The organism is Methylobacterium durans (assembly GCF_003173715.1).
Classification (GTDB): domain Bacteria; phylum Pseudomonadota; class Alphaproteobacteria; order Rhizobiales; family Beijerinckiaceae; genus Methylobacterium; species Methylobacterium durans.
In genome coordinates, this window is record NZ_CP029550.1 from 4539492 (window position 1) to 4560419 (window position 20928).

Consider the following 20928-nt stretch of genomic DNA (forward strand, 5'->3'; position numbering starts at 1 on the left):
TCTCTCCCTCACTTGATGGGCCGGACGCTGTTCATGATCGCGGAGATCTCGGCCTTGTGGGAGGCGCGCTCCTCCTCCGAGCCCCAGAGAGTGAGCATGATCACTTGGTTCTCGCCGCCGCTGAGCAGCACGAAATCGACGATGGTCTTCCCGTTTGCATCCTTGGTGTCGTAGCGCAGCACGGTGCCGGACGTGCCGTTGAAGTCCATCTCCTTCTCGATCGGCTTCACGCTGTCGTCGATCTCGTTCTCGCGCATCCAGGCCCGGTTCGTCTCGAGCATCGCCTCGAGCTTCTTCTTGCTGGCGTACTCGACGTAGAAAACCACCTCGTCGTCCGGCGATTGGGCGGAATACCCGAAGTCGATCTCCCGCACCTTCCAGGTATCGGGGACGACGACGGTGACGACCGGGCTCTTCGGCGGCACGGCGAAATTCCGCGCCTCGGCCGGCAGTGACAGCGTCGCGCACAGGAGGGCGCCCATCAGGATACGTCTCATCGTCCACCTTGTTCAGTTCAGGCAGACCAACGCATCCGTCCCCGCGCTTGCATCGTCCGAAGACGATTGATGTCGCCTCAACCAGTTCAGTCGAAGACACCGAACGCCCGCCTATACAGGGCCCACGCCGCCGGATTCTCGGACCAGGGTGAACGATCTCTCGCGAGGTACCGCCGCTTGGTTGCAGCGAGACCATTTCGCAACCGTGAGCGTTACGCGTTCGCCCGGCGCACCGCGTGGGCCGCCCGGGAGGCCGCATGATCACCGATCTCTGGTACAAGAACGCCGTCGTCTACTGCCTGTCGGTCCGTACCTTCATGGACGCGAACGGCGATGGGATCGGCGATTTCGTCGGCCTCGAGCGGCGGCTCGACTACCTGCAGGGTCTCGGGATCACGGCGATCTGGCTGATGCCGTTCCAGCCTTCGCCGAAGAAGGACGGCGGCTACGACATCTCGGATTATTACGGGGTCGATCCCGATTACGGCTCGCTCGGCGATTTCGTCGCCTTCACGCATGCGGCCAAGCAGAGGGGCCTGCGCGTCATCATCGACCTCGTGGTCAACCACACTTCGGACCGGCACCGCTGGTTCCAGTCCGCCCGCTCGGACCCGGGCTCGCCCTACCGGGACTGGTATGTCTGGTCGGAGGAGAAGCCCGCCAACGCCGACGAGGGCATGGTCTTCCCGGGCGTCCAGAAAACGACCTGGACCTACGATGCGCAGGCCAAGGCTTACTACTTCCACCGCTTCTTCGACTTCCAGCCCGACCTCAACACCGCCAACCCGGAGGTGCGGGCCGAGATCCTGAAGATCATGGGGTTCTGGATCGAGCTCGGCGTCTCGGGCTTCCGCATGGACGCGGTCCCGTTCGTCATCGCCAAGAAGGGGGCCGACGTGAAAGGCGAGCCGGTCGAGCAGTTCGACATGCTGCGCGACTTCCGCGAGTTCCTGCAATGGCGCCAGGGGGACGCGATCATCCTGGCCGAGGCCAACATCCTGCCCAAGCAGGACCTCGACTATTTCGGCGACGACGCCGACCGCATGCACATGATGTTCAACTTCCAGGTCAATCAGGCGACCTTCTACGCGCTCGCTGCGGGCGACACGCGCCCGCTGCTCAAGGCCATCGACAAGACCTGGCGCCGTCCGGCCTCGGCCCAGTGGGCGACCTTTCTGCGCAACCACGACGAGCTCGACCTCGGGCGGCTGACCGAGAAGCAGCGGCAGACCGTGTTCGACGCCTTCGGGCCCGACAAGGACATGCAGCTCTACGAGCGCGGCATCCGCCGCCGCCTCGCGCCGATGCTCCAGGGGGACCCGCGCAAGATCCGCCTCGCCTACGCCCTGATGCTCGGCCTGCCCGGCACCCCGGTGCTGCGCTACGGCGACGAGATCGGGATGGGCGACGACCTCTCCCTGAAGGAGCGCGAATGCGCCCGCACGCCGATGCAGTGGACGGGCGAGCGGAACGGCGGCTTCACGAAATCGGACCGGCCGACCATGCCGGTGATCGGCAGGGGCCCCTACGGCTACGAGCACGTCAACGTCGCCGAGCAGCGCCACGACAAGGATTCGCTGCTCGCCTGGATGCAGAGCATGATCCGCCTGCGCAAGGAGGCGCCGGAGATCGGCTGGGGCGCGGTGACGGCGGTCGAGACCGGCGAGAGCGCGGTGCTCGCCCTGCGCTACGACTGGCGCAACAACGCGGTGCTCTGCGTCTGCAATCTCGCCGCGCACCCGACCGAGATCAGCCTGCGCACCGGCATCGAGCCGCCCGAGGGCGATCTCCTGATCGACCTCCTCACCGGTGCCCGCAGCGAGGCGGAGGCGGGCCGCCACCTCCTGTGCCTCGAAGGCTACGGCTACCACTGGTATCGCGTCGGCGGCCTCGACGCGCTCCTGAAGCGCAGCCCGGCTTGAGGGCGATTCGCGCGGGGCGCGAAGGCGCGCTAGAAGGGCCGGCCCTTCCCGCCCCGTCCGGGCGACGAACCCGAAACGAGTCCCGATGCCAGGCACGCCCCGCGCCGGAATCATCCCGGTCACGCCCTTCCAGCAGAACTGCACTCTGATCTGGGACGAGGCCACCAAGGTCGGCGCCGTGGTCGATCCGGGCGGCGACCTCGACCGGATCGAGGTGGCGATCCGCGAGCAGGGCCTGCGGATCGAGAAGATCCTGCTCACACACGGCCACATCGACCACGCGGGCGGCGCCGCGGAGCTGCGCGAGCGCCTCGGCAACGTGCCGATCGAGGGTCCGCACGAGGCCGACCGGTTCCTGCTCGATTCCCTGCCCGAGACCGGCGCTGGCTACGGCATCCAGGGCGCCCGCGCCGTCACCCCGGACCGCTGGCTCGACGAGGGCGACGCCGTCGCGGTCGGCCCCCTCGTCTTCGACATCCTGCATGCCCCCGGCCACTCGCCGGGCAGCGTCGTGTTCGTGAGCCGGGACGCGCGCTTCGCCCTCGTCGGCGACGTGGTGTTCAAGGGCTCGGTCGGCCGCACAGACCTTCCGGGCGGCAACCACGGCGAGCTCATCCGGGCCATCAAGGAGAAGGTGCTGCCGCTCGGCGACGACGTGGCCTTCATCCCCGGCCACGGCCCCACCGGCACCCTCGGCGAGGAGCGCCTGACGAACCCGTTCCTCCAGGGCTGAGGCCCCGGGGAATCGCGCCTAACGCGGCGTTAACGCGATGCCGCGACAAAGGGTACGGACCGGACCGTCCGCGCGCCGGAAACCATCGTAATTACAAGGCGGAACCCCTATATCAGGCGGGTCAGACGAATCGCAGGCGTGCGGCTTCGGCGACCCCGAACGGGCCGCACGGTGACCCGCCTGCCCGAGGAACTTCATGGCCGACAATCCGCAGACTGAGAACGCCGAGACCTACGGCGCGGAATCGATCCGGGTGCTCAAGGGGCTCGACGCCGTGCGCAAGCGGCCGGGCATGTATATCGGCGACACCGACGACGGCTCGGGCCTCCACCACATGGTCTACGAGGTGGTGGACAATGCCATCGACGAGGCGCTTGCGGGCCACGCCGACCTCGTCACCGTGACGCTGAACGCCGATGGCTCCTGCACCGTGTCCGACAACGGGCGGGGCATCCCGGTGGACATCCACAAGGAGGAGGGCGTCTCGGCGGCCGAGGTCATCATGACCCAGCTGCACGCGGGCGGTAAGTTCGACCAGAACTCCTACAAGGTCTCCGGCGGCCTGCACGGCGTCGGCGTTTCGGTGGTGAACGCCCTCTCGACGCTGCTGCGGCTGCGCATCTGGCGCAACGGCCAGGAGCACACGATGGATTTTCGGCACGGCGACGCCGTGGCGCCGCTCCGGGTCGTCGGCGAGGCCAAGGGCCGGCGCGGCACGGAGGTGACGTTCCTGCCCTCGCCCGAAACCTTCACGATGGTGGAGTTCGACTATCCTACGCTGGAGAAGCGCCTGCGCGAGCTCGCCTTCCTGAATTCCGGCGTGCGCATCGTGCTCACCGACGCCCGCCACGCCGAGCACAAGCGTGAGGAGCTCTGCTATGAGGGCGGGATTGAGGCGTTCGTTCGCTACCTCGACCGCTCGCGAAAGCCGATCGACGGCATGACGAAGCCGGTCACCGTCTCCTCCGAGCGCGACGGCATCCGCGTCGAGGTCGCGCTCTGGTGGAACGACTCGTTCAACGAGACCGTGCTGCCCTTCACGAACAACATCCCGCAGCGCGACGGCGGCACCCATATGGCGGGCTTCCGTGCGGCGCTCACGCGCCAGATCACGGGCTACGCCGAATCCTCCGGTATCGCCAAGAAGGAGAAGGTCTCGCTGACGGGCGAGGATTGTCGCGAGGGCCTGACCGCCGTCATCTCCGTGCAGGTGCCGGACCCGAAGTTCTCCTCGCAGACCAAGGACAAGCTCGTCTCCTCCGAGGTGCGCCCGGCGGTCGAGAACGTGCTGAACGAGGGCCTGTCGAACTGGCTCGAGGAGAATCCGGGCCAAGCCCGCTCCGTCATGGGCAAGGTCGTGCTCGCGGCCTCGGCCCGCGAGGCGGCGCGCAAGGCCCGCGAGACGGTGACCCGCAAGGGCGCGCTCGACATCGCCTCGCTGCCCGGCAAGCTCGCGGATTGTCAGGAGCGCGACCCGACCAAGTGCGAGATCCTGCTGGTGGAGGGCGATTCCGCCGGCGGTTCGGCCAAGCAGGGCCGCGACCGCACCTTCCAGGCCGTCCTGCCGCTGCGCGGCAAGATCCTCAACGTCGAGCGGGTGCGGGCGGACCGGATGCTGTCCTCGGCCGAGATCGGCACGCTGATCACGGCGCTCGGCGCCGGCATCGGGCGATCGAGCACCGACCGCGAGGGCTTCAACCCGGAGAAGCTGCGCTACCACCGCATCATCATCATGACCGATGCTGACGTGGACGGCTCGCATATCCGCACCCTGCTCCTGACCTTCTTCTTCCGGCAGATGCCGGAGCTGATCGAGCGCGGGCACCTCTACATCGCGCAGCCGCCCCTCTACAAAGCCGAGCGCGGGCGCAAGGCGATCTACCTGAAGGACGAGCGGGCGCTCGAGGATTACCTGATCGACCAGGGCGTCGAGGGCGCCACCCTGCGGCTCGCCTCGGGCATCGAGTTTGCAGGCGACCAGCTCAAGGCCCTCGTCGACGAGGCCCGCGCCTTCCGGACGATCCTGCAGGGACTTCACACCCGCTACGACCGCGCCGTGGTGGAGCAGGCGGTGATCGCGGGCGCGCTCCGGCCCGAGGCGGCCGAGCATCCGGGGGAGGCGGAGGTGCTGGCCGACATGACGTCCAAGCGCCTCGACGCCATCGCCGACGAGATCGAGCAGGGCTGGCAGGGCGAGGCGTCCGAGGGCGGCTACGTGCTCAGCCGGACGCTGCGCGGCGTGCGCCAGGTCTCGACTCTCGACGCCTCCCTCATCGCCTCGCAGGAGGCCCGCCGCCTCGCCGAGCGGGCGGACGCGCTCCGCGAGATCTACGGCGAGCCCGTGACGCTGGCCCGCAAGGGCGACGCGACGCTGCTCCACGGTCCGGTCGGCCTGTTCGAGGCGGTGATGGCCTTCGGCCGCAAGGGTCTCCAGCTCCAGCGTTACAAGGGTCTCGGCGAGATGACCGCCCAGCAGCTCTGGGAGACGACCCTCGACCGCGACGTGCGCTCGCTCCTGCAGGTGAAGGTCAAGGACACGACCGACGCCGACGACCTCTTCGTGAAGCTGATGGGCGACGTGGTGGAGCCCCGCCGCGAGTTCATCCAGGAGAACGCGCTGAGCGTGGCAAATCTCGACGTGTGACGCGCTCTGGGGAAAGTGATTAGCCTGTTTTTGAAAGCGAATGGGCTGACCCTTGAAAGCGAATAGATGCGCTTTCGTAGATTGGCGATGCGCCGCGCATCCGGCGGGCGTTCGCGCTACGGGCGGACGAGCGCCCGACGATACGGGTGATAGCAGAAGGGTGGCAGGCGCAAGCGCCTACCGCCGGCATCGCGGTCAGGGCCACCAACCAAACACTGTCAGGTCTGGAGGACGTCGTCCTGCAGCAGAACGCTGGGGCGAGTCATGCCGCGCTATCCGCATGAGGTTCATGATGGCACCCGGTTCGGTCCTTTGCGAACCCTCATGCGTAGAAGCCGCTGGTGTCGACGGTCAGGCGCCGGATGATCGGGCCCTCGGGGGATAGGGTGCCCTCGAACCGCCCCGGAAATGTCTCGGACAGCGTCAGCCCGTCCTTGTCGTTCCCGTAGTTCAGCGTGCAATGCACGTTGACCAGGCCCTCGAAGCCGTCGGCCCGGAGCTTGATCTCGTCGGCGAAGACTTCGACGGCATCGACGTGCGTGTTCGACGAGAGCGCATCAAGGTCGTCCCAAGCCTCGGTCTCGGACACGTCGATGTCCCGCACGGCCGCGGCGACGGCACGAAGCACGGCCGCAGCATCCGGGTTCGGTGCGTCAGGGTTGGACATGCCGACCTCTCAAAACACGGCGGCGCCGATGCCGAGACGCTGCCTGTACTGCCAATTGAGCGACAGGCACACGCCTTCAAGGCTGGCCCAGACGTGAGCCGCATCGATGCCGAGGCTGAAGAGCTTTCGCTGAAACCGTGGCCGCAAGGCTTGCGGGATCACGAAGCTGTTCTGCGCAAGCCCGTCCGGCACCCAGGGCTCGCTGGGACGAGGATGGACCGAGAACAACCCGCGTTGGCTGGCGATCCTCGGCGCGGTGGTGGCTGGGAGCAGGAATCCGACGCGGTCTATCTCGAAGGGCCCAGGTGCGTTGTCCGGGTTGATCACGAGAGTGTCGTGCACGGGCTGCGCGTAAATCACGGCGTCCTCGTCGAACGGGGCGCTGGAGACAGCGAAGAAGCATGCCACGAGGGGGTTGGTCGTCCAATCGAGCAGGCGCGTCGGCAGCCCGAAATGCTGGCCGAGCGCCAGCCAGTCCCAGTCCGTGGCTCCCGGCAGCGAGACGTGAAGGCGTGCCTCGCGCTTGAAAGCACGGAACACGTGCTCCTCGAACAAGGGGTCGTGGTTCGGGATACGCCCGGCGCTCGGCAGGCACTGGAATGCGCGGGACGCACAGCCACGGAAAACCCAGCGCGAATGCGGCCGCCGATCCAGGAAATCCTGGAAGGCGTGCCAATGCGCCCGCGCCGACTTGATCCGCTCGACGGCGTCCTCAGGCGAGGTCGAGGCGGGCACGGGCACCGGATCTGCCGAGGTGCCGCGGATCGGCTTGGGCGGAGGGCGGGTCGGGGCTCTCATGGTGGGGGAACGCGGACCTTAGCGCAGGCTGGCCAGATGCGCCCGATACAGGGCGGAGGTGAAATCCTGGGCGATCTCGCACCGCATGCCGACGTGAACTGCGAGGTCCGCAGCCGCTACGGCCTCGGCGAGAACGACGACCGGCGTCCCGCTGGCCCGCGCATGCCCGATCAGGGTGCTCGTCCCTGCGTCGCTGCCATCCGCGAGGGCGAGCAAGGCAGTGCAATCCGTCAAGGCGGCGAGGGCATCGGCGGCGCGGTCCCCCAGAACGTCGCCGAACTCGTGGAAGGGCGAGAACACCTCGCTGCCCAGTTCCTTCAGCCGCCAGTAGGCCTCGTCGAGCAGCCAACGCCGGGAAAGCGTCCCCGAGGGTCCCGACAGGAAGATGCGCCCGCGGTGCGTGCCCGGCGGCTGCGCCGGAAGGTCTTGGAGAGCCTCGGCAGGCGGAATGGGAAGACGGTGGCCGTCATTGAAATAGGCGACGCTGCGCGCGGCGAGGTCCGCCGCCGCAACCGGGTCCAGCCTGAGCTCGCCCCAGTAGTACGCGAAGGCCGCGCAGAAGACGTCTCCCGCCCCGATCTTGAACCAGGTGTCCGACCGGTAGGCCGGGATGCGCGTCGGCCTCATGTCCCCGACATAGACGCTGGCGCCGCCGATGGCATGCCGGGCTACGACCACCGTGGCGCCTTCCTCGGACATGATGTCCGTTGCCACGTCCATGGGCTCCTGCGCCGGATCCGGCGAGACCAGCATGTAGTCGCGGACCACGTACGCCAGCTCGCCCGCCCGCGACCCCGACGCCAGGAACGCGGTGTTGAGCCGTCCGGTTTTCGGGTCGTAGAGCGAACTTCCGGACTGCGGGTCGTAGACGACGCGTTTGGCGGTCACGGCGGCCGACCCCTCCAGCATGCCGAAGCTCAGCACGACGTCGCCGGAGATCTCGATATCGGGCGCGGCGACCGTGGGATGCGGGACACGGTCCTTGCTGAGCGGATGGTAGTACTCGAAGACGAGCTCCTCCTCGATCTCGATGACGTGCGCGTCGACCCCGAAGGCCGCCATCGTCGCGCGGACGTCCGCCGCCCATCCCTTGTAGGCGTAGGTGTGCAGCGCGGTGCCCGGGGAAAGACCGCTCAGAGCCACGGCGGCGCGACCGCCGGAACCGTAGATTCGGTCCCATTCCGGATAGCTGCAAACCTCCCGATAGGTTCCGCCGACAACGATCATCAATCGGCCCTGGACACCGTCACGACGCAGCGGGCCGGCGCGACCTCCTCCACGTGGGCCGCATACGGCACCTCCTGCTCAAGGCAGCCGAGGAGGCGCGCCAAGCCGGGGAAGGCGGCGAGCGCACCCACCACCGCGCCGTCGCCGGTCCGGCAAACGGCGCTGATCATTGCGTTCTCCGACACGAGGGCGACCACGAGGGCGTCGCCGGCACGAACCTGCGCCACCACGTCCCGCCGAACCCCGATCAGGTCCACGGTGAACTGGAGGTCGCACGCGTCGGCCCCAGCGTCCGGGCGGCGAGGCTTCGGTAGGGCGCGCCGACGTCCGAGCGGCAATCCCGACATGGCGTCAGCCTCTTGCCTGTTCGACGAACCGTTCGGTCGCGTCCCGGGCGTCCTCCTCCCGCGCAAGGCAGGACAGGGTCTCTCGGTGCTTCTCGCAGCCGCGGCATCGCCCGCAGGCGTATTCCATGACATGGCAGGAAAACGTCGCGCCCAGGAGGGAACGGGGCAGCCCCGACACCCCCAGAAGCTCCAGGGCCGAGAGGCGGCTTGCCGGTGCCGTAACCCGCACGCCGCCCTCCTGGAGGTGCATCAGCCGGTCGACGGCGCGCAGGAAGGGCGGCCGCCCATCGGCGTGCACATCCGTGTTGATTGCCCCGAGCAGGATCTCGGTCAAGCCCTCCCCGACGAACCGCATGCCGGCCAGCGTGACCAGCATCTGGTTGCGGTACGGCCACCACTCGGGCGCCCGCGCCAGGTCCGAGGAAGGCCGACCGGCGAGCGGTCCGAGGCCGAGGGCCGACAGGTCGACCCGAACGACCTCGTGGCGAAGCCCGAGCTCGTGGGCGACCGAGGCAGCCGCGGCGATCTCCCCCTTGGCCGGCCGCTGCCCGTAATCGACCGTCAGGCAGACGTCGGGCCGCTGCCAGGCGGCGATGGCCGCCGAGTCCAGGCCGCCAGAGAGCAGGAGGAGCCTCATTCCATCGCAGCCCAGACAGTCCGGTAGAGCGCCGAGGTCAGGTCCCGCACGACCGCGCAGCCGCTGCCGGCGAGCATCGTCAGGTGCAGGTCCTCGACCCGCTCGGCGAGGACGACCACCGGCTTCCCGTGGGCCCGCGCGTAGCCGACCTCGAACAGGGTGCCAGGATCGGCGCCGTCGAGCAGCGCGAGCACCGCGGCGCATCGGTCGAGGCCTTCGAGGTCGGCGGTCGCGGTCTCCTGGGCCGGGCGTCCCATCCCGACCTCGTGCAGGGGCGAGAATACCGGCGCGCCGAGCGCCTGCAGCCGTTCGAGCGCCTCCTCGACGAGCCAGCGCTGCGCGAGGTCGAAGAATGGGCCGGCCAGGTAGATCAGGCCGGGCCGGCGACCGGCGGGGAGGGGGCCTGGGCCCCGAGTTCCGCGGGCGCGGGCAGGGGAAGCGCGTGGTAATCCACGAAATGGGCGACGTGGCGCGAGGCCAGGTCCGCGGCGGCGGCCGGTTCCAGACCGCGCTCGCCCCAATGATGCGCGAAGGCGGCGCTGAAGACGTCGCCGGAGCCGATCTTGAAGACGCGCTCCGAGCGATAGGCCGGAATGTCCGCCGGTGCGCCTTGGGCCCGAAACACCCGGGCTCCCTCGCACCCGCGCTTGACGACGACGACGTCGGCGCGGTGCGCCGCGAGGAGCGCGGCGCCGACGTCGTCGCCCGCCGCGCCTGTCGCGACCTCGGCCTCGCCCTGGTTCAGGACGACGGCGAGCGTCTCGGCCCGCGAGCCGTTGGCGCGGAACGCCTGGGCCGCCTGGCCGGTCTGAGGATCGTGGACCGCGCGCCGTGCCTCGACGACGGCGTCGCCCTCGACGAAGCCGAAGCGCAGCACGATGTCGCCGGAGACGGCCAGGGGCGCCTGGGCCGTCGGCTCGGCGGGTTCGAGCAGGGCGGGCGAGAGGGGATGGAAGTAGGAAAACGAGATCCGCTGGTCGATGGGGCGCACGCTCGCGGTCACCCCGAAGGCGTGCAGCGAGCTCACGACGTCGGGAACCCAGGTCCGGTGGGCGTAGGTGTGCAGTACCGTGCCGGGGGAAAGCCGGCCGACGGCCGCGGCGGCCCGACCGCCGGACCCGAACAGGCGCCGCCAGCGCGGAACGGTGCAGACTTCGAGGTAACAGCCTCCGGCGATGATCAACGCGTCACCCGCTCGACCAAGACGCGGCAGCGGGTGCGGTCCACCTCCATGACGCGAGCCTCGTACCGGTGTCCCGCGCGCAGGCATCCCAGGAGCTGGTCCAATCCCTCGATGCCCGCGAGCGAGCCCGCGATGTCGGCCGTCGGCCGCGTGCGGCACACGGCCGTCTCGAAAGCTTCGTCCCGGTGGAGGATCACATCGAGCACGTCGCGCTCACGCACCGTTGCCAGCACGGGGACACGCACGCTGATGAGTTCCGTGTCGTAGCGAAGGTCGCACGGGTCTCCGCTCCCCCGCCGCCGGTCCCGCCTCCGGTCTCCCCGACCCGACCGAAGGTCGGCTGGGCGGGCGGGGCACCCGGGCCTACGCGGGCCCCCTTGCGCGTACTGGACTTATTGCCGCCTGACATCGAGATCCCTGGACCCAAACCCCAAGGATTGTGGCCTCCTTTGTTAAACGCCGTCAAACGGGTCCGCGGCCGATATTCCTCATCGCGCGCCACATCACCGCGTCGAGCAGTGACGGCCTGGCACCGAGGGCGCCGCAGAATTCGAGGAAGCGCCGCTCCAGGGTTTCGTAATCGCGCGGAAGCCGCATCGAGCGGTCGAACAGACCCATCAGGACGCCGGCCCGGATGATGTGGATGTCGAGGATCGCGACCTCGTCGCTGCCGAGCCAGTTGCGCGCGATCCAGGACGCCGTCTTCGGCCCGATGCCCGGGATCCGCATCAGGTGTCGCCGGAACGCCAGGGCTTCGCCGGTCGGTGGCGGATCATCCTCGATCATCCGCAGCGCCACCGAGAGCCGGCGGGCTCGCTGGTGCGGGAAGCGGTAGCGGACCGGGCGACCATGGAGCCGGACAGGCTGCAGCAGGAGGGTCTCGATCTCCCGCTCGCTCGGCCGGCGTCCGGGCACGAACAAGCCTTCTTCCAGCAAGCGGTCATGCACGGCATGGTTGACCTCGGCCGTGATGCCGTAGCCGCCGAGCAAGCAGAACCCGACCTCTTCCTGCAGGCTCCCGTCGTGGTTCACGAACCCATCGGATTGCTCGCACGCCCGGCTGACCATGTCGGCCCAGAACGCGGCGCTGGGTACCCATTCCGGCCGCCCCCAGCGTACCCCGGGCACCACCTCGGCCTCCGGATCGGGCTGCGGACGCCCCGCGAACGGCATGTGGCGGTTCGGTTCGAGCATCATCTCCCGGCCCCTTGACGTCGCTCCTGAATATTCATTCTTATTCATACGATGGAAACGCGCAAGGCAGGATCGACCGACGACGGGCGCGACGCGCTCGCGACGGCGCTCGAACGGGCCCGCAGGGAGGACGGCCTGAGCCAGCAGGCGCTCGCGCGCGCCCTCGGCTCCAGCCAGGCCAATGTCTCGAAGCTGCTCCGTGGACGGCACGCTCCCCGGCCCGAACTGGCGAAGGCAATCCGAACCTATCTCGCGACGCGGCACGCACCACCCGAGACCCCCACTGCGGCGTGGCAGGGGCGCCTGCTGGCGGCCTGCGAGCGCTCGAAGGCGTTTCGCGACATGGTCGATGCCGCCCTCCTACTCATGAATGAAAATGAATGACGCCGCGCGCCCGGGGGATGCGAAGGGACGTTGCGCAGCTTGGCAGGCTTCCCGCCGCCTCGACAGGCGAGCCGTGGGTCGGACGCGGCCACGGAACCCGGTCGCCCGCCGCACTTGATCGCCCGCGCGGCAGGAGGCACGTGGGGGCCTTGTCCGGCGCGGATCCGGGGGGGTCAGGGACGGCCATGAGCTTCTACACCGACGTCGTGCTGCCCCGGCTCCTCGACCGGGCCATGGCGAACGAGGAACTGGTTCCTTATCGGCGGCGGGTGGCTGGTGCAGCCGCCGGCCGCGTGCTGGAGGTCGGCCTCGGCTCCGGATTGAACCTTCCGTTCTACGGCCCCGAGGTGAACCACCTCATGGCACTGGAACCCTCACGTCCCTTGCTGGCGCTCGCCGAGCGGCGGTCCGCGGCGGGCCGCCTACCCGTCGCGTTCGTCGCGGGATCGGCGTTGGCCATCCCCCTCGCTGGCGGCAGCGTGGACACGGTCGTGACCACCTGGACCCTGTGCTCCATGCCTGACGCCACGGCAGCCCTTGCCGAAATGCGGCGCGTGCTCCGCCCCGGCGGCACCTTGCTGTTCGCGGAGCATGGCCGCGCGCCCGACCGGTGGGTCGCGCGCTGGCAGGACTGGCTCACGCCCGCCTGGAAGCCACTCGCCGGCGGCTGCCACCTCAACCGCCCCATCGCCGATCTCATCCAAGGCGCAGGTTTTGGGCTGATTGACCTGCGCACCGGCTACGCCCGGGGCCCGCGCCCGTTCACCTTCATGTTCGAGGGCCGCGCCGCGCCGCGGTGACCCTGGTCCTCGCCGCGCATCCCGTCATCATCGCCTCCGGTCGCCGGCGGCGGGACGAGTGGTGCGGAACGAGCCGCAAGGATTCCATTACACGTCCGTCAGGCCGGTCTCGGCGAACCTTTCATACCCGGTCGCAGCTGGCCGCGGGCGGCGGGCAGCTATCTCCGGTCCTATCCGCGACCGTCTCGATTTCCGCGGCCCGGCAAGGTGAAACGGTGCATCCGAGCCAGGCGCCCGAGGGGGACGGCCCACGCATGGGCGCGTTCGGCCAAGGCGCTCGCACGGGACGACGGGGCCTTTCGCCCGCGTCGAGGGAGAGAAACTTCGCCGGTGACCGGCTCGCGCGGATACTTGTCCGAGGGCGCTGGATGAGCGAGCTTGACCGTCTTGCTTCCCACAAGGATAAGATTCGGAGCTTGCCCATGGTCCCCCGTCGCTCGGCCGTGGTCGTCACCTGGACGACGGCCCTCGTCGCCGCGGGTGCCGCTTGGGTGGGCGTCGGGCCAGGGCGCGAGGCGACCGCGCAGCCCGCGCCCGCCTGCAACATGCCGACGACGGACTTCTGCAACGCCGTCGTCCAACCGCCGGCGAATTGGCACGGTCACGTGTTCGAGCTGAGCCAGGCCTATCCGACGGCGGCGCCGAACGACGCGCAGCCCTGGGCAGCATTCAATCCCAGGACGCAACCCGACCAGTACATCAAGGCCGTCCTGGCTCACTTTTACGAAGGCAACCTCCGGCCCGACGTGGAGATGTGCTTCGAGCCGAAGCTGAACACCGTGCGCGGTTGGTACAACGCCCCCTGGCAGGATTTCGGCACCAATGGTCGCGAACCGATCCACGGCCTGACGCGCGAACGCGTCTCACGGCCCTTCGAGCTCGACCCCCACCAATCCCGCTCCTGGAACAACTATGCGGTCGGGTTCTACAACGCGCCCGGAGCCGTGACGATTGGACGGGTCTGGGCCGACCGCGGTCGACCGAATCCCGCCTTCGGCTCGATGCCGAACGGGACGGTTGCGGCGAAGCTCCTGTTCACGACGGCCCCAGTCAGCGAGGTACCCTACCTCCAGGGCGCGCCGACCTGGAATGCGTATGTCTACGCGGACGCGAACGACCCAGCGCCGGGGCCGACCAGCCCGCGCGCCGTCCTGCCGGTGCGGTTGCTGCAGATCGACATCGCGGTGAAGGACCCGCAGGTCGCCGACGTGACAGGTTGGGTCTTCGGCACCTTCGTTTATGGCGGCGGCCCTGGCGGACAACCCGGGGCGGGCTGGACGAACGTCGCGCCGGTCGGGGTCATGTGGGGGAACGACCCGGGCTATCCCGGCTCGGGTCCGCTGATCCAGACATCCCTCAATCCCGCCGTGCACATGCCTCATGTGGGCTTTCAAGGGCGGCTGAACGGGCCCGTCGACAACGCGGCCTCGTCCTGCCTGTCCTGCCATGCGACCGCGGAGGCGCCCGCCGGCACCATGGTGCCGCCGCATGGGGCGGATCCGGCACCCTGGTTCCAGAACCTGCGCTCGGGCACCCCGTTCGACCCGGGCCGGCAAGCGCTCGACTACTCGCTCCAAGTCTCGGTGGGCCTGAGCAACTTCGCGGCGGCGCAGGCGCTTGCCCGATCCCCCAGCCCCGCCGCCCGCCACAACCTCCTGATGCAGATGATCCGGATGGATGCACGTCCGCCGCGCGACGGCGGTGCGATCCACTGACGGCACGGCGTCAGACCACCGTCGGGTGCCGTCGGCGTAGGAACCGGCAACGGCCGAGTCTGGCCTCGAAGCAGGGTTGGACGCCGGCGGCCGGTGTCCGCTCCCGGCGACGGACCGGATCCCCGCAACTTCGCTTTACGGTCTGCGGTGACACGCGGCAGGGGCGCGCCGTTCCGGACAGCCGGCGTCGGTTCGCCGCCCCGGCGGGAGCCGGCCGGCCGGAGTGAGCTCAGGCCGCCAGGAGGGCAGTGGCGAGCCGCCTGCCGGCCATGGTCAGGTCGCGGCTGGCCGAAAGGTCGCCGAGGACGCCGACCTCCTCCATGATGGTGCGCACACGTCGGGCAAGATAGGCCCGCTCATCGACCGTGCAGCGGCCCCCGTCGAGCAGCGCCCGATGGAAGTCCTGGATCACGCGGAAGACGTAGAGGCCATGCAGCACGCCCTGGGCGGGCCGCAGGGTCCCCTGCCAGGGGGAGTGGTGCCGCTCGTCGGTGCCCGCGACCATGGGGACGGCCGCCTCGATCAGCGTGAGCTGGAGGTGCATGCATTCGTGGAGGATGCCTTCCGCGAGGCGCAGGTCGCCATGCGCCTGGTCGGCCGCGTCGATGCCGACGAAGATCGAGAACGGCAGGACCGGATCGCTGTAGCTGACGTCGTAGTCGGGGCCGGCTGGCTTGGCGACGTGAAGGACGGCCAGGACCGCCCCGATGGCGGCGGCGGCGTCCGGCACCTCACCGAGCCTCCGGAACGCCGCGTCGAGCCGGACGCGGAGCCGACCGGCATCGAGCAAGCCGGGTGCGTGGAACTCCAGCCCGAGTTCCGCGTATCGCCGCGAGACGGCCCCGTGCAGCGTCTCGACGGCCATCGGGGCCGCGGCCCGAAACTCCGCGGGCGGTTCGAAGGCCAGCAAGTCGTCCCTCGGCAGGCCCGGGTCGCCGGCGAGATAGCGGGCCGTGCCGTAGGCGGCCCGGGTCAGGCCGGTCGCCGCCTGGACGGCATCCCACCGGGACCGGGCGAGCGCCCCCGCCAAGCCGGGAAACCAGCGGGCGTTCCGGACGTCGAGGACGGCGTGGACGAGGTCCGCATCCGTGCTCATGCGGGCCTGCGGAAGGTGTAGACGAGCGTGTAGCGCTCGCCGTCCTTGATGGAGGAGACCGCATGGAAGGAAGCGGGCGAGATCTCGAAGGCGAAGCCGCTCGCGTGGGTCGGCATCACGACGCTGCGCAAGCTTTCCGGCGCCTCGTCCGCGAAGAGCATGAGCAGGCCGCCGCGCTCCGCGCTCCACCCGTCGTTCAGCTGGATCAGGAGCCGGTGGGTCTCCGCGCCGCCCAGGAAGTCGTTGTGGATGCGGATGGTCTGGCCGGAGGTCAGCCTGTGCGCCCCGATGTCGACGAGGACGAGTTCGTCACCGAGCGCGAAGCGTGACCGCAGCTCACGGCGGACCGCTTCGACGAAAGCCGGCGAGACAAGGGCCGCCACCTCGGGATCGAGCTCGGCCGCCAGGAGGGAGATCTCGTGCTGCTCGTAGAAGCTCTCCACCCGCAGGGTCCAGGGCGCCCGGGTCTTGAGCCAGCGCAAGACCCGGTCCGCCGCCTCGCGGGCGAGGATGCCCGGCACGCGGAGGTGGGGGAACGGGTCGGCCGAGGTCCTGGCCCGCTGGAATGTCGGGAGCATCATGCGGCGAGCTTGTGTCGGGCGAGGTGGCGGCGCATTTGGTCGATCAGGTAGCGCTGGTCGGCGCAAAAGACGCTCGGGTTGGCGAAGCCGTTCTCACGGCTCCAGCGATGTGCCGGCATGCCCGCGCCGCATACCGTCAGGTCGCGGCAGCCGAGGCAAGCCGGCGCGGCGGGGCGCTGCGAATGGTGATAGGCCACGAACTCGGGAGAGCGCACCACGGCGCGAAGGTCGTGGGTCAGGACGGACCAGCCCGTGGCGAAGCGGTCGGCGGCCCCGAAAGCGCTCTTCAAGGTGTCGTTCTTGTTCACGCTGCCGTCGGTATCGATGACGATGATACCGTACTCGTTGAGGCCGACCCCCTCCTTGCGTGCCTCGCCGCCGAGGAGGAGCTTCAGCATGTCGTCGAGGACGCGCACGCGCGTGGGCTTCGGATCGGCGAGGTAGACGTCGAGAAGGCGCCCCATCCACTCGCCGTACTCGGCCGAGACGAGGCTGGCCTTGCCGACGGGCAGGACGTCGTTGTTGCCGTCGCGGTAAAGGAAGTCGATGCTCGGCGCCCCGGTCGCCTTCAGGAACGCGTAGACGTCGGCGGGATCCGAGGCGAGGTCCACCACGGCGAGCACGCCCGTGAACAGGGAGGGGCCGGCGGGATGGGCGAGGAGCCGTTCGATGCCGGCCATAACCCGGCCATGGGAGGGACCGCCCCGGTGGTCCGTCCGATGCCGGTCGTGGATGGCGGCGGGGCCGTCGACGCTGATGGAGACCCCGACATCGCACGCGGCGCAGGTCGCGAGGATGCCGTCCGACAGGAGGACTCCGTTCGTCTGCAGGTGCAATGCGCAGGATGGCGGCAGCGTGCGGCGTAGGGTGCGGCAGATCTCGGCGAACCGCACCGTGCCGACCAGCAGCGGCTCGCCGCCATGGAGCACGACGCTGAAGCCGCGCCCCTGCGCCGCACCGAGCTCGCCGAGCCGTGCGGCGACGGCCTCTAAGACGGCCGGCGACATCCGCTTGGGCTGGGTCCGCCAAGCGTCGTCGCCCATGTGATAGACGTAGCAGTAACCGCAATCGAGGTTGCAGCGGCTGGCGAGCTTCAGGAGGACCGTATCGACCGTGATCATGGCAGGGGCCGACGCGGCGTCAGCGGTTGTGACGGTTGTGCATCCGGTTGTAGGCGCCCGGCTCGAAGGCATCCTCGTTGCGCACCTCGGCGAGCAGGCGCGCCAGCGTCACGCTGTCGAGCTCGACCTCATCCTCGTGGCGCTCCTCCCGAGCCTCGACGACCTCGGGCCGAGGAGCTTCCAGTGCATGTTCCATCCTGATCTCCGGCGCTTTACTCCGCCGATCATAGCGGATCCAACCAACCTTCGCCAACGAATTCGGGGCCGTCGATTTCTTGATCCGACCTGCCACTTACCAGCAAATTATTCGGTTTTTACATAGTAGACATCGTTATTTGGAGTTCCGTGAGATGAAAAACAAGACAAAAAATACAGTTTTACAATACAAAAACTTCGTGAGGAAGATTTTGCCGAACGCGGGCGGCCGCATCGCTGCGCGCATACGACGTGCGAGGCCAGGCCCGGGTCGAAGAACGTCGGCAAGCCCTGCCAGCGGCAGTCAGAAATGGGTCCGAACACTTGCGTTCCGCCGCCGTCGAGAAGAATGGTCGGGCGTCGTCCTCGCTTGCCAAGCCCCGCCGCGGTGAAGTGGGCGATTGCCGCCACATGGTCGTAACCGGATCCCGACCGTCCTGCCGCGGTCATTGCCATAACGGCCGGCGCCGGGCAGGGTCTCGCCCGCCGCCGGGTCGGTTGGGCGCCGCCGCGCCAAGGACCGCAAGGTGGCTTTCGGGACGGCGGACGACGACATGGCAGACGAGAAGCGACACCCGGACCGGTTCCACTTCCGGGAGCTCAAACTTCGCAACGTCCGGGCCTTCGCCGCGGAACAACGGCTCGACCTGACCGGGCTTGACGGCCAGCCGTCTCGCTGGACCCTGATCCTTGGGGAGAACGGCGTCGGCAAGACGACCATCATGCAGTCCCTCGCGCGGATGCGACCGGTGCCCGCTTTCAACCAGACGCTCAAGTCGACGAAGGCCGGCGGCGATGCGGGGGTGCCCGAGTGGACGGGCCCCGAACTTTCCGAGCACGAGAACGAGGAGATCCGGCGCTTCATCCGGCTCGACGACAGCAAGACATCCACGATCCGGACATCCACGATCCGGGCCACGCTTGAAACGCCCGACCATGCGGTGATCGAGGTCGGTGTCACCTGCTCCAAGGACGGCACGGAACTGACCAACGTCGAATTCGCCCAGACGGAGCATGAACTGGCGTCCAATGGCCCGCTCCTGATCGGTTATGGTGCCGCCCGGCATGTCGGTCACGGGAATGGATCGGTCGTCGGCGAACGCGACCCGGCAAGCCCGCTGTTCAGCGACGCGATCGATCTCTTCGATGCCGAGGAGATCTTCGAGCGGATGCACCACGCATCGCTGACCATGGCGAAGCCCAAGGACCGCCGCGACGCGGGAAATGACAAAGTCAAGCTGACCGATCTGAAGAAGGCCGTGGCCGACCTGATCCCGGGGATGAAGCCCGGACATATCGAGATCCGCGGCCCCAAGGTCCCGGGGCGTTCCGCGTCCGACAGCGGCGTCCACGTCTCCACCCCCTCGGGCGTGGTGCCCCTGACCGACCTGAGCCTGGGCTACCAGACGGTGTTTGCGTGGACCGTCGACCTGGCCTGGCGGATGTTCAGCGCCTATCCGGCCAGTCCCCATCCGCTGCGCGAGAGTGCCATCGTCCTGATCGACGAGGTCGACCTGCACCTGCATCCGCGGTGGCAGAGGATCATCCGGCGCCACCTCACCAAGCATTTCCCGGGCGTGCAATTCATCGCGACCACGCATAGCCCCGTGACCGCCCAGGAGACCCTGTCCGCCGGGGGAAACGTGGCGGTGGTGCGGTGGGAGAACGACCACACCGTCATCCTCAACAAGCCGCTTCCCCCGCGGGAATGGCGGTTCGACCAGCTCCTGACCAGCGAGCTGTTCGCGTTCGACAGCTCCCGCGGGCCGGAGGCGGAAACGCTCATGAACGAGCGCCTCGCGCTGATCCGGAAGGAGACGCTCTCGGCAGGCGAGAAACGGCGCCTGAAGAAGCTCGACGATTACGCGGCGAAGCTGCCCACCGCGCCCTCGCCGCAGGAACAGGCGTTCGAGGACCTGATGCGGAGCGTGGCGCGGCTCGAAGGGATCCCGGCGCCCGCCCGATGATCAGGATCGCCAAAGGTCCGGCCCCGCAGCACCTGACCGTCGCCGGCGCAGCCGAGGCGCGACGCCACTGCGCGGATTACGAGGCGGATGCGGCGGGCTACGACACCGGTCGGAGCAAGCATGCCATCGCGGAGGGAATCTACGCGCACCGGACCGTCCGGCAGGCGCTGGAGCAGGCGCAGCATGGCAAGTGCTGCTATTGCGAGGCCCAGCCCGAGAAGCCCTACGCGTTCCTGCATGTCGAGCATTGGAGGCCGAAATCCTACTCGCAGCAGGCCCGCAGGGGAAAGGCCTTGCGGCCCGGGTACTACTGGCTCGCCTACGACTGGGACAACCTCCTGCTCAGCTGCCACTTCTGCAACTCCTCGAACAAGGGAAACGTCTTCCCGCTGTTCAATCCCGCCGCGCGGGCACGCAACCACAACGGTGACGTGGCCGCGGAGCGGCCGATGCTCCTGAAGCCGGACGGCCCGGAGGATCCTCGCGACCACATCGGCTTCCATGAGGAGATCCCATTCGGCAAGACCCCCGCGGGGGTTGAGACCGTGCAGATCCTCGGACTCGACAAGGCAGAGCACGCGGGCCGCCAGCGTCTGCTGCAAAACCTCAAGGACGCGCACGGCTACGTGACACGGTACCGGGACAGGACGTCGCCCGAGGCCCTGGAGGTCGTCGCGATGGCGCGGGCATTCCTGGCCCATGCGGTGCGGCCGGACGCGCCCTTCAGCGCGATGGCCTCGGCCTTCGTGGACCGAAACCCGGTCCCGCTCTGAGCGGCAGGGAAGCCTCCCCGGACGTTGAGGGCGCGGGCCAATCGGGCCGCCACGGCCGCGTCGGCCACTCCGCTCCGAACCGCCACGCCCCGACGAAGCCTGTCTCTGCCTGGGGCTGCGACGCCGCCGGCCGGCTCTGCCACGTGATCGAAGGTGACGCCTTGCGCCTGCAACGTCGATGTCCGCGCGGCCACCCGGCAAGGGTGTCGCCGGGCGGCCGCCCGTCCCGGGCGTTTCCGCCCCGGACTTCGGGCCGCTCTTCAGGGCGGTCCTTTCTCGGGCATCGGCTCGGTAGCAACGTGGGGGCGCCCGGGGAAGCGGCGCACGGATTGATGCACGAAAAAGCAGTGGCGGCGCGGAAGCAAGACTACGGGGATGAAATAGGTATCCATGGAGCGGAGGACGCGATCATCTTCCAATGTGACGATGATTGACGCTGCCGCGGAG

22 protein-coding genes are annotated in these 20928 nt (G+C 68.9%); 8 read left to right on the forward strand and 14 right to left on the reverse strand.

Translation table 11 applies throughout. The features are described 5' to 3' along the window. Nucleotides 1–8: 8 nt before the first annotated feature. Nucleotides 9–497: a hypothetical protein gene (locus DK389_RS20855; RefSeq protein ID WP_162560742.1), complete on the reverse strand. Its 489-nt coding sequence runs from the start codon at nt 495–497 to the stop codon at nt 9–11. A 257-nt stretch (nt 498–754) separates the two neighbouring features. Between DK389_RS20855 and DK389_RS20860 the strand changes: the two genes are divergently transcribed. From DK389_RS20860 to gyrB, 3 genes are all read left to right on the forward strand, one after another. After that, nucleotides 755–2419 carry an alpha-amylase family protein gene (locus tag DK389_RS20860; RefSeq protein ID WP_109892444.1) on the forward strand — a complete coding sequence of 555 codons (1665 nt, stop codon included), beginning with the start codon at nt 755–757 and terminating at the stop codon, nt 2417–2419. Between the two features lie 85 nt (nt 2420–2504). Continuing rightward, nucleotides 2505–3152, forward strand: a complete 648-nt coding sequence (locus DK389_RS20865; RefSeq protein ID WP_109892446.1) for an MBL fold metallo-hydrolase — start codon at nt 2505–2507, stop codon at nt 3150–3152. Between the two features lie 196 nt (nt 3153–3348). Further along, nucleotides 3349–5796 (forward strand): DNA topoisomerase (ATP-hydrolyzing) subunit B, encoded by a 2448-nt coding sequence (gene gyrB / locus DK389_RS20870; protein WP_109892448.1) that lies wholly within the window; start codon nt 3349–3351, stop codon nt 5794–5796. Between the two features lie 322 nt (nt 5797–6118). Here gyrB and DK389_RS20875 read toward each other — a convergent pair whose 3' ends face one another. The 9 genes from DK389_RS20875 to DK389_RS20910 form a co-directional block, all read right to left on the reverse strand. Beyond that, entirely contained in the window at nt 6119–6463 is a 345-nt protein-coding gene (locus tag DK389_RS20875; protein WP_109892450.1) for a pPIWI-associating nuclease domain-containing protein, read from the reverse strand. Between the two features lie 9 nt (nt 6464–6472). After that, nucleotides 6473–7198, reverse strand: coding sequence for an FRG domain-containing protein (locus DK389_RS20880; protein ID WP_236960203.1), 726 nt, complete (start codon nt 7196–7198; stop codon nt 6473–6475). An 81-nt stretch (nt 7199–7279) separates the two neighbouring features. After that, a complete protein-coding gene (locus DK389_RS20885; protein ID WP_236960204.1) occupies nt 7280–8404 on the reverse strand; it encodes a carbohydrate kinase family protein in 1125 nt (374 codons plus the stop codon). Between the two features lie 83 nt (nt 8405–8487). Then, on the reverse strand, nt 8488–8835 hold the full coding sequence (locus DK389_RS20890; RefSeq protein WP_109892456.1) for a hypothetical protein: 348 nt from the start codon (nt 8833–8835) through the stop codon (nt 8488–8490). A 4-nt stretch (nt 8836–8839) separates the two neighbouring features. After that, a complete protein-coding gene (locus DK389_RS20895; RefSeq protein ID WP_109892458.1) occupies nt 8840–9472 on the reverse strand; it encodes a 7-cyano-7-deazaguanine synthase in 633 nt (210 codons plus the stop codon). Continuing rightward, nucleotides 9469–9846 carry a nucleoside 2-deoxyribosyltransferase gene (locus DK389_RS34395; RefSeq protein ID WP_236961022.1) on the reverse strand — a complete coding sequence of 126 codons (378 nt, stop codon included), beginning with the start codon at nt 9844–9846 and terminating at the stop codon, nt 9469–9471. Before DK389_RS34395 ends, DK389_RS20895 begins: the two co-directional genes overlap by 4 nt. After that, nucleotides 9843–10655: a PfkB family carbohydrate kinase gene (locus DK389_RS20900; protein WP_236960205.1), complete on the reverse strand. Its 813-nt coding sequence runs from the start codon at nt 10653–10655 to the stop codon at nt 9843–9845. Before DK389_RS20900 ends, DK389_RS34395 begins: the two co-directional genes overlap by 4 nt. Next, entirely contained in the window at nt 10652–10900 is a 249-nt protein-coding gene (locus DK389_RS20905; RefSeq protein ID WP_162560743.1) for a hypothetical protein, read from the reverse strand. Before DK389_RS20905 ends, DK389_RS20900 begins: the two co-directional genes overlap by 4 nt. 217 nt (nt 10901–11117) lie before the next feature. Continuing rightward, nucleotides 11118–11852 carry an 8-oxoguanine DNA glycosylase gene (locus DK389_RS20910; RefSeq protein WP_236960206.1) on the reverse strand — a complete coding sequence of 245 codons (735 nt, stop codon included), beginning with the start codon at nt 11850–11852 and terminating at the stop codon, nt 11118–11120. Nucleotides 11853–11900: 48 nt separating this feature from the next. On the opposite strand from DK389_RS20910, the gene DK389_RS20915 reads away from it, so the two are divergent. The 3 genes from DK389_RS20915 (at nt 11901) to DK389_RS20925 (ending at nt 14748) form a co-directional block, all read left to right on the forward strand. Then, the gene (locus DK389_RS20915) at nt 11901–12233 is read left to right on the forward strand and encodes a helix-turn-helix transcriptional regulator (protein WP_109892462.1); all 333 of its coding nucleotides are present in this window, start codon (nt 11901–11903) and stop codon (nt 12231–12233) included. Between the two features lie 185 nt (nt 12234–12418). Further along, nucleotides 12419–13033, forward strand: a complete 615-nt coding sequence (locus tag DK389_RS20920) for a class I SAM-dependent methyltransferase (RefSeq protein WP_109892464.1) — start codon at nt 12419–12421, stop codon at nt 13031–13033. 422 nt (nt 13034–13455) lie between these two features. Continuing rightward, complete coding sequence (locus DK389_RS20925; RefSeq protein WP_109892466.1) at nt 13456–14748, forward strand: hypothetical protein; 1293 nt, start codon at nt 13456–13458, stop codon at nt 14746–14748. 229 nt (nt 14749–14977) lie between these two features. On the opposite strand, the gene DK389_RS20930 is transcribed toward DK389_RS20925, so the two are convergent. The 4 genes from DK389_RS20930 to yhhA are packed head-to-tail and all read right to left on the reverse strand — an operon-like array spanning nt 14978 to nt 17742. Then, a complete protein-coding gene (locus DK389_RS20930) occupies nt 14978–15844 on the reverse strand; it encodes an aKG-HExxH-type peptide beta-hydroxylase (RefSeq protein WP_109892468.1) in 867 nt (288 codons plus the stop codon). Continuing rightward, on the reverse strand, nt 15841–16425 hold the full coding sequence (gene yhhC / locus DK389_RS20935) for a cyclophane-containing peptide 2OG-Fe(II) oxygenase YhhC (protein WP_109892470.1): 585 nt from the start codon (nt 16423–16425) through the stop codon (nt 15841–15843). The genes DK389_RS20930 and yhhC overlap by 4 nt, the downstream gene beginning before the upstream one ends. After that, nucleotides 16422–17546: a cyclophane-forming radical SAM/SPASM peptide maturase YhhB gene (yhhB, locus tag DK389_RS20940; RefSeq protein ID WP_109892472.1), complete on the reverse strand. Its 1125-nt coding sequence runs from the start codon at nt 17544–17546 to the stop codon at nt 16422–16424. Before yhhB ends, yhhC begins: the two co-directional genes overlap by 4 nt. Before the next feature lie 19 nt (nt 17547–17565). Then, complete coding sequence (yhhA, locus tag DK389_RS32645) at nt 17566–17742, reverse strand: YhhA family cyclophane-containing RiPP (RefSeq protein WP_162560416.1); 177 nt, start codon at nt 17740–17742, stop codon at nt 17566–17568. A 526-nt stretch (nt 17743–18268) separates the two neighbouring features. On the opposite strand from yhhA, the gene DK389_RS20945 reads away from it, so the two are divergent. Continuing rightward, the gene (locus DK389_RS20945; RefSeq protein ID WP_109892474.1) at nt 18269–19708 is read left to right on the forward strand and encodes an AAA family ATPase; all 1440 of its coding nucleotides are present in this window, start codon (nt 18269–18271) and stop codon (nt 19706–19708) included. Beyond that, nucleotides 19705–20481 (forward strand): HNH endonuclease family protein, encoded by a 777-nt coding sequence (locus DK389_RS20950; protein ID WP_109892476.1) that lies wholly within the window; start codon nt 19705–19707, stop codon nt 20479–20481. Before DK389_RS20945 ends, DK389_RS20950 begins: the two co-directional genes overlap by 4 nt. The last annotated feature ends 447 nt before the right edge of the window (nt 20482–20928 follow it).

Excerpts from the sequence above, each read along its gene's own strand:
- yhhB (WP_109892472.1), bottom strand. The coding sequence starts at position 17,546 with ATGATCACGGTCGATACGGTCCTCCTGAAGCTCGCCAGCCGCTGCAAC.
- DK389_RS20920 (WP_109892464.1), top strand. The coding sequence starts at position 12,419 with ATGAGCTTCTACACCGACGTCGTGCTGCCCCGGCTCCTCGACCGGGCC.
- yhhC (WP_109892470.1), bottom strand. The coding sequence starts at position 16,425 with ATGATGCTCCCGACATTCCAGCGGGCCAGGACCTCGGCCGACCCGTTC.
- DK389_RS20890 (WP_109892456.1), bottom strand. The coding sequence starts at position 8,835 with ATGTCGGGATTGCCGCTCGGACGTCGGCGCGCCCTACCGAAGCCTCGC.
- DK389_RS20950 (WP_109892476.1), top strand. The coding sequence starts at position 19,705 with ATGATCAGGATCGCCAAAGGTCCGGCCCCGCAGCACCTGACCGTCGCC.
- DK389_RS20875 (WP_109892450.1), bottom strand. The coding sequence starts at position 6,463 with ATGTCCAACCCTGACGCACCGAACCCGGATGCTGCGGCCGTGCTTCGT.
- DK389_RS20860 (WP_109892444.1), top strand. The coding sequence starts at position 755 with ATGATCACCGATCTCTGGTACAAGAACGCCGTCGTCTACTGCCTGTCG.
- DK389_RS20895 (WP_109892458.1), bottom strand. The coding sequence starts at position 9,472 with ATGAGGCTCCTCCTGCTCTCTGGCGGCCTGGACTCGGCGGCCATCGCC.
- DK389_RS20925 (WP_109892466.1), top strand. The coding sequence starts at position 13,456 with ATGGTCCCCCGTCGCTCGGCCGTGGTCGTCACCTGGACGACGGCCCTC.
- yhhA (WP_162560416.1), bottom strand. The coding sequence starts at position 17,742 with ATGGAACATGCACTGGAAGCTCCTCGGCCCGAGGTCGTCGAGGCTCGG.
- DK389_RS20930 (WP_109892468.1), bottom strand. The coding sequence starts at position 15,844 with ATGAGCACGGATGCGGACCTCGTCCACGCCGTCCTCGACGTCCGGAAC.
- DK389_RS20855 (WP_162560742.1), bottom strand. The coding sequence starts at position 497 with ATGAGACGTATCCTGATGGGCGCCCTCCTGTGCGCGACGCTGTCACTG.
- DK389_RS20915 (WP_109892462.1), top strand. The coding sequence starts at position 11,901 with ATGGAAACGCGCAAGGCAGGATCGACCGACGACGGGCGCGACGCGCTC.
- gyrB (WP_109892448.1), top strand. The coding sequence starts at position 3,349 with ATGGCCGACAATCCGCAGACTGAGAACGCCGAGACCTACGGCGCGGAA.
- DK389_RS20865 (WP_109892446.1), top strand. The coding sequence starts at position 2,505 with ATGCCAGGCACGCCCCGCGCCGGAATCATCCCGGTCACGCCCTTCCAG.
- DK389_RS20910 (WP_236960206.1), bottom strand. The coding sequence starts at position 11,852 with ATGATGCTCGAACCGAACCGCCACATGCCGTTCGCGGGGCGTCCGCAG.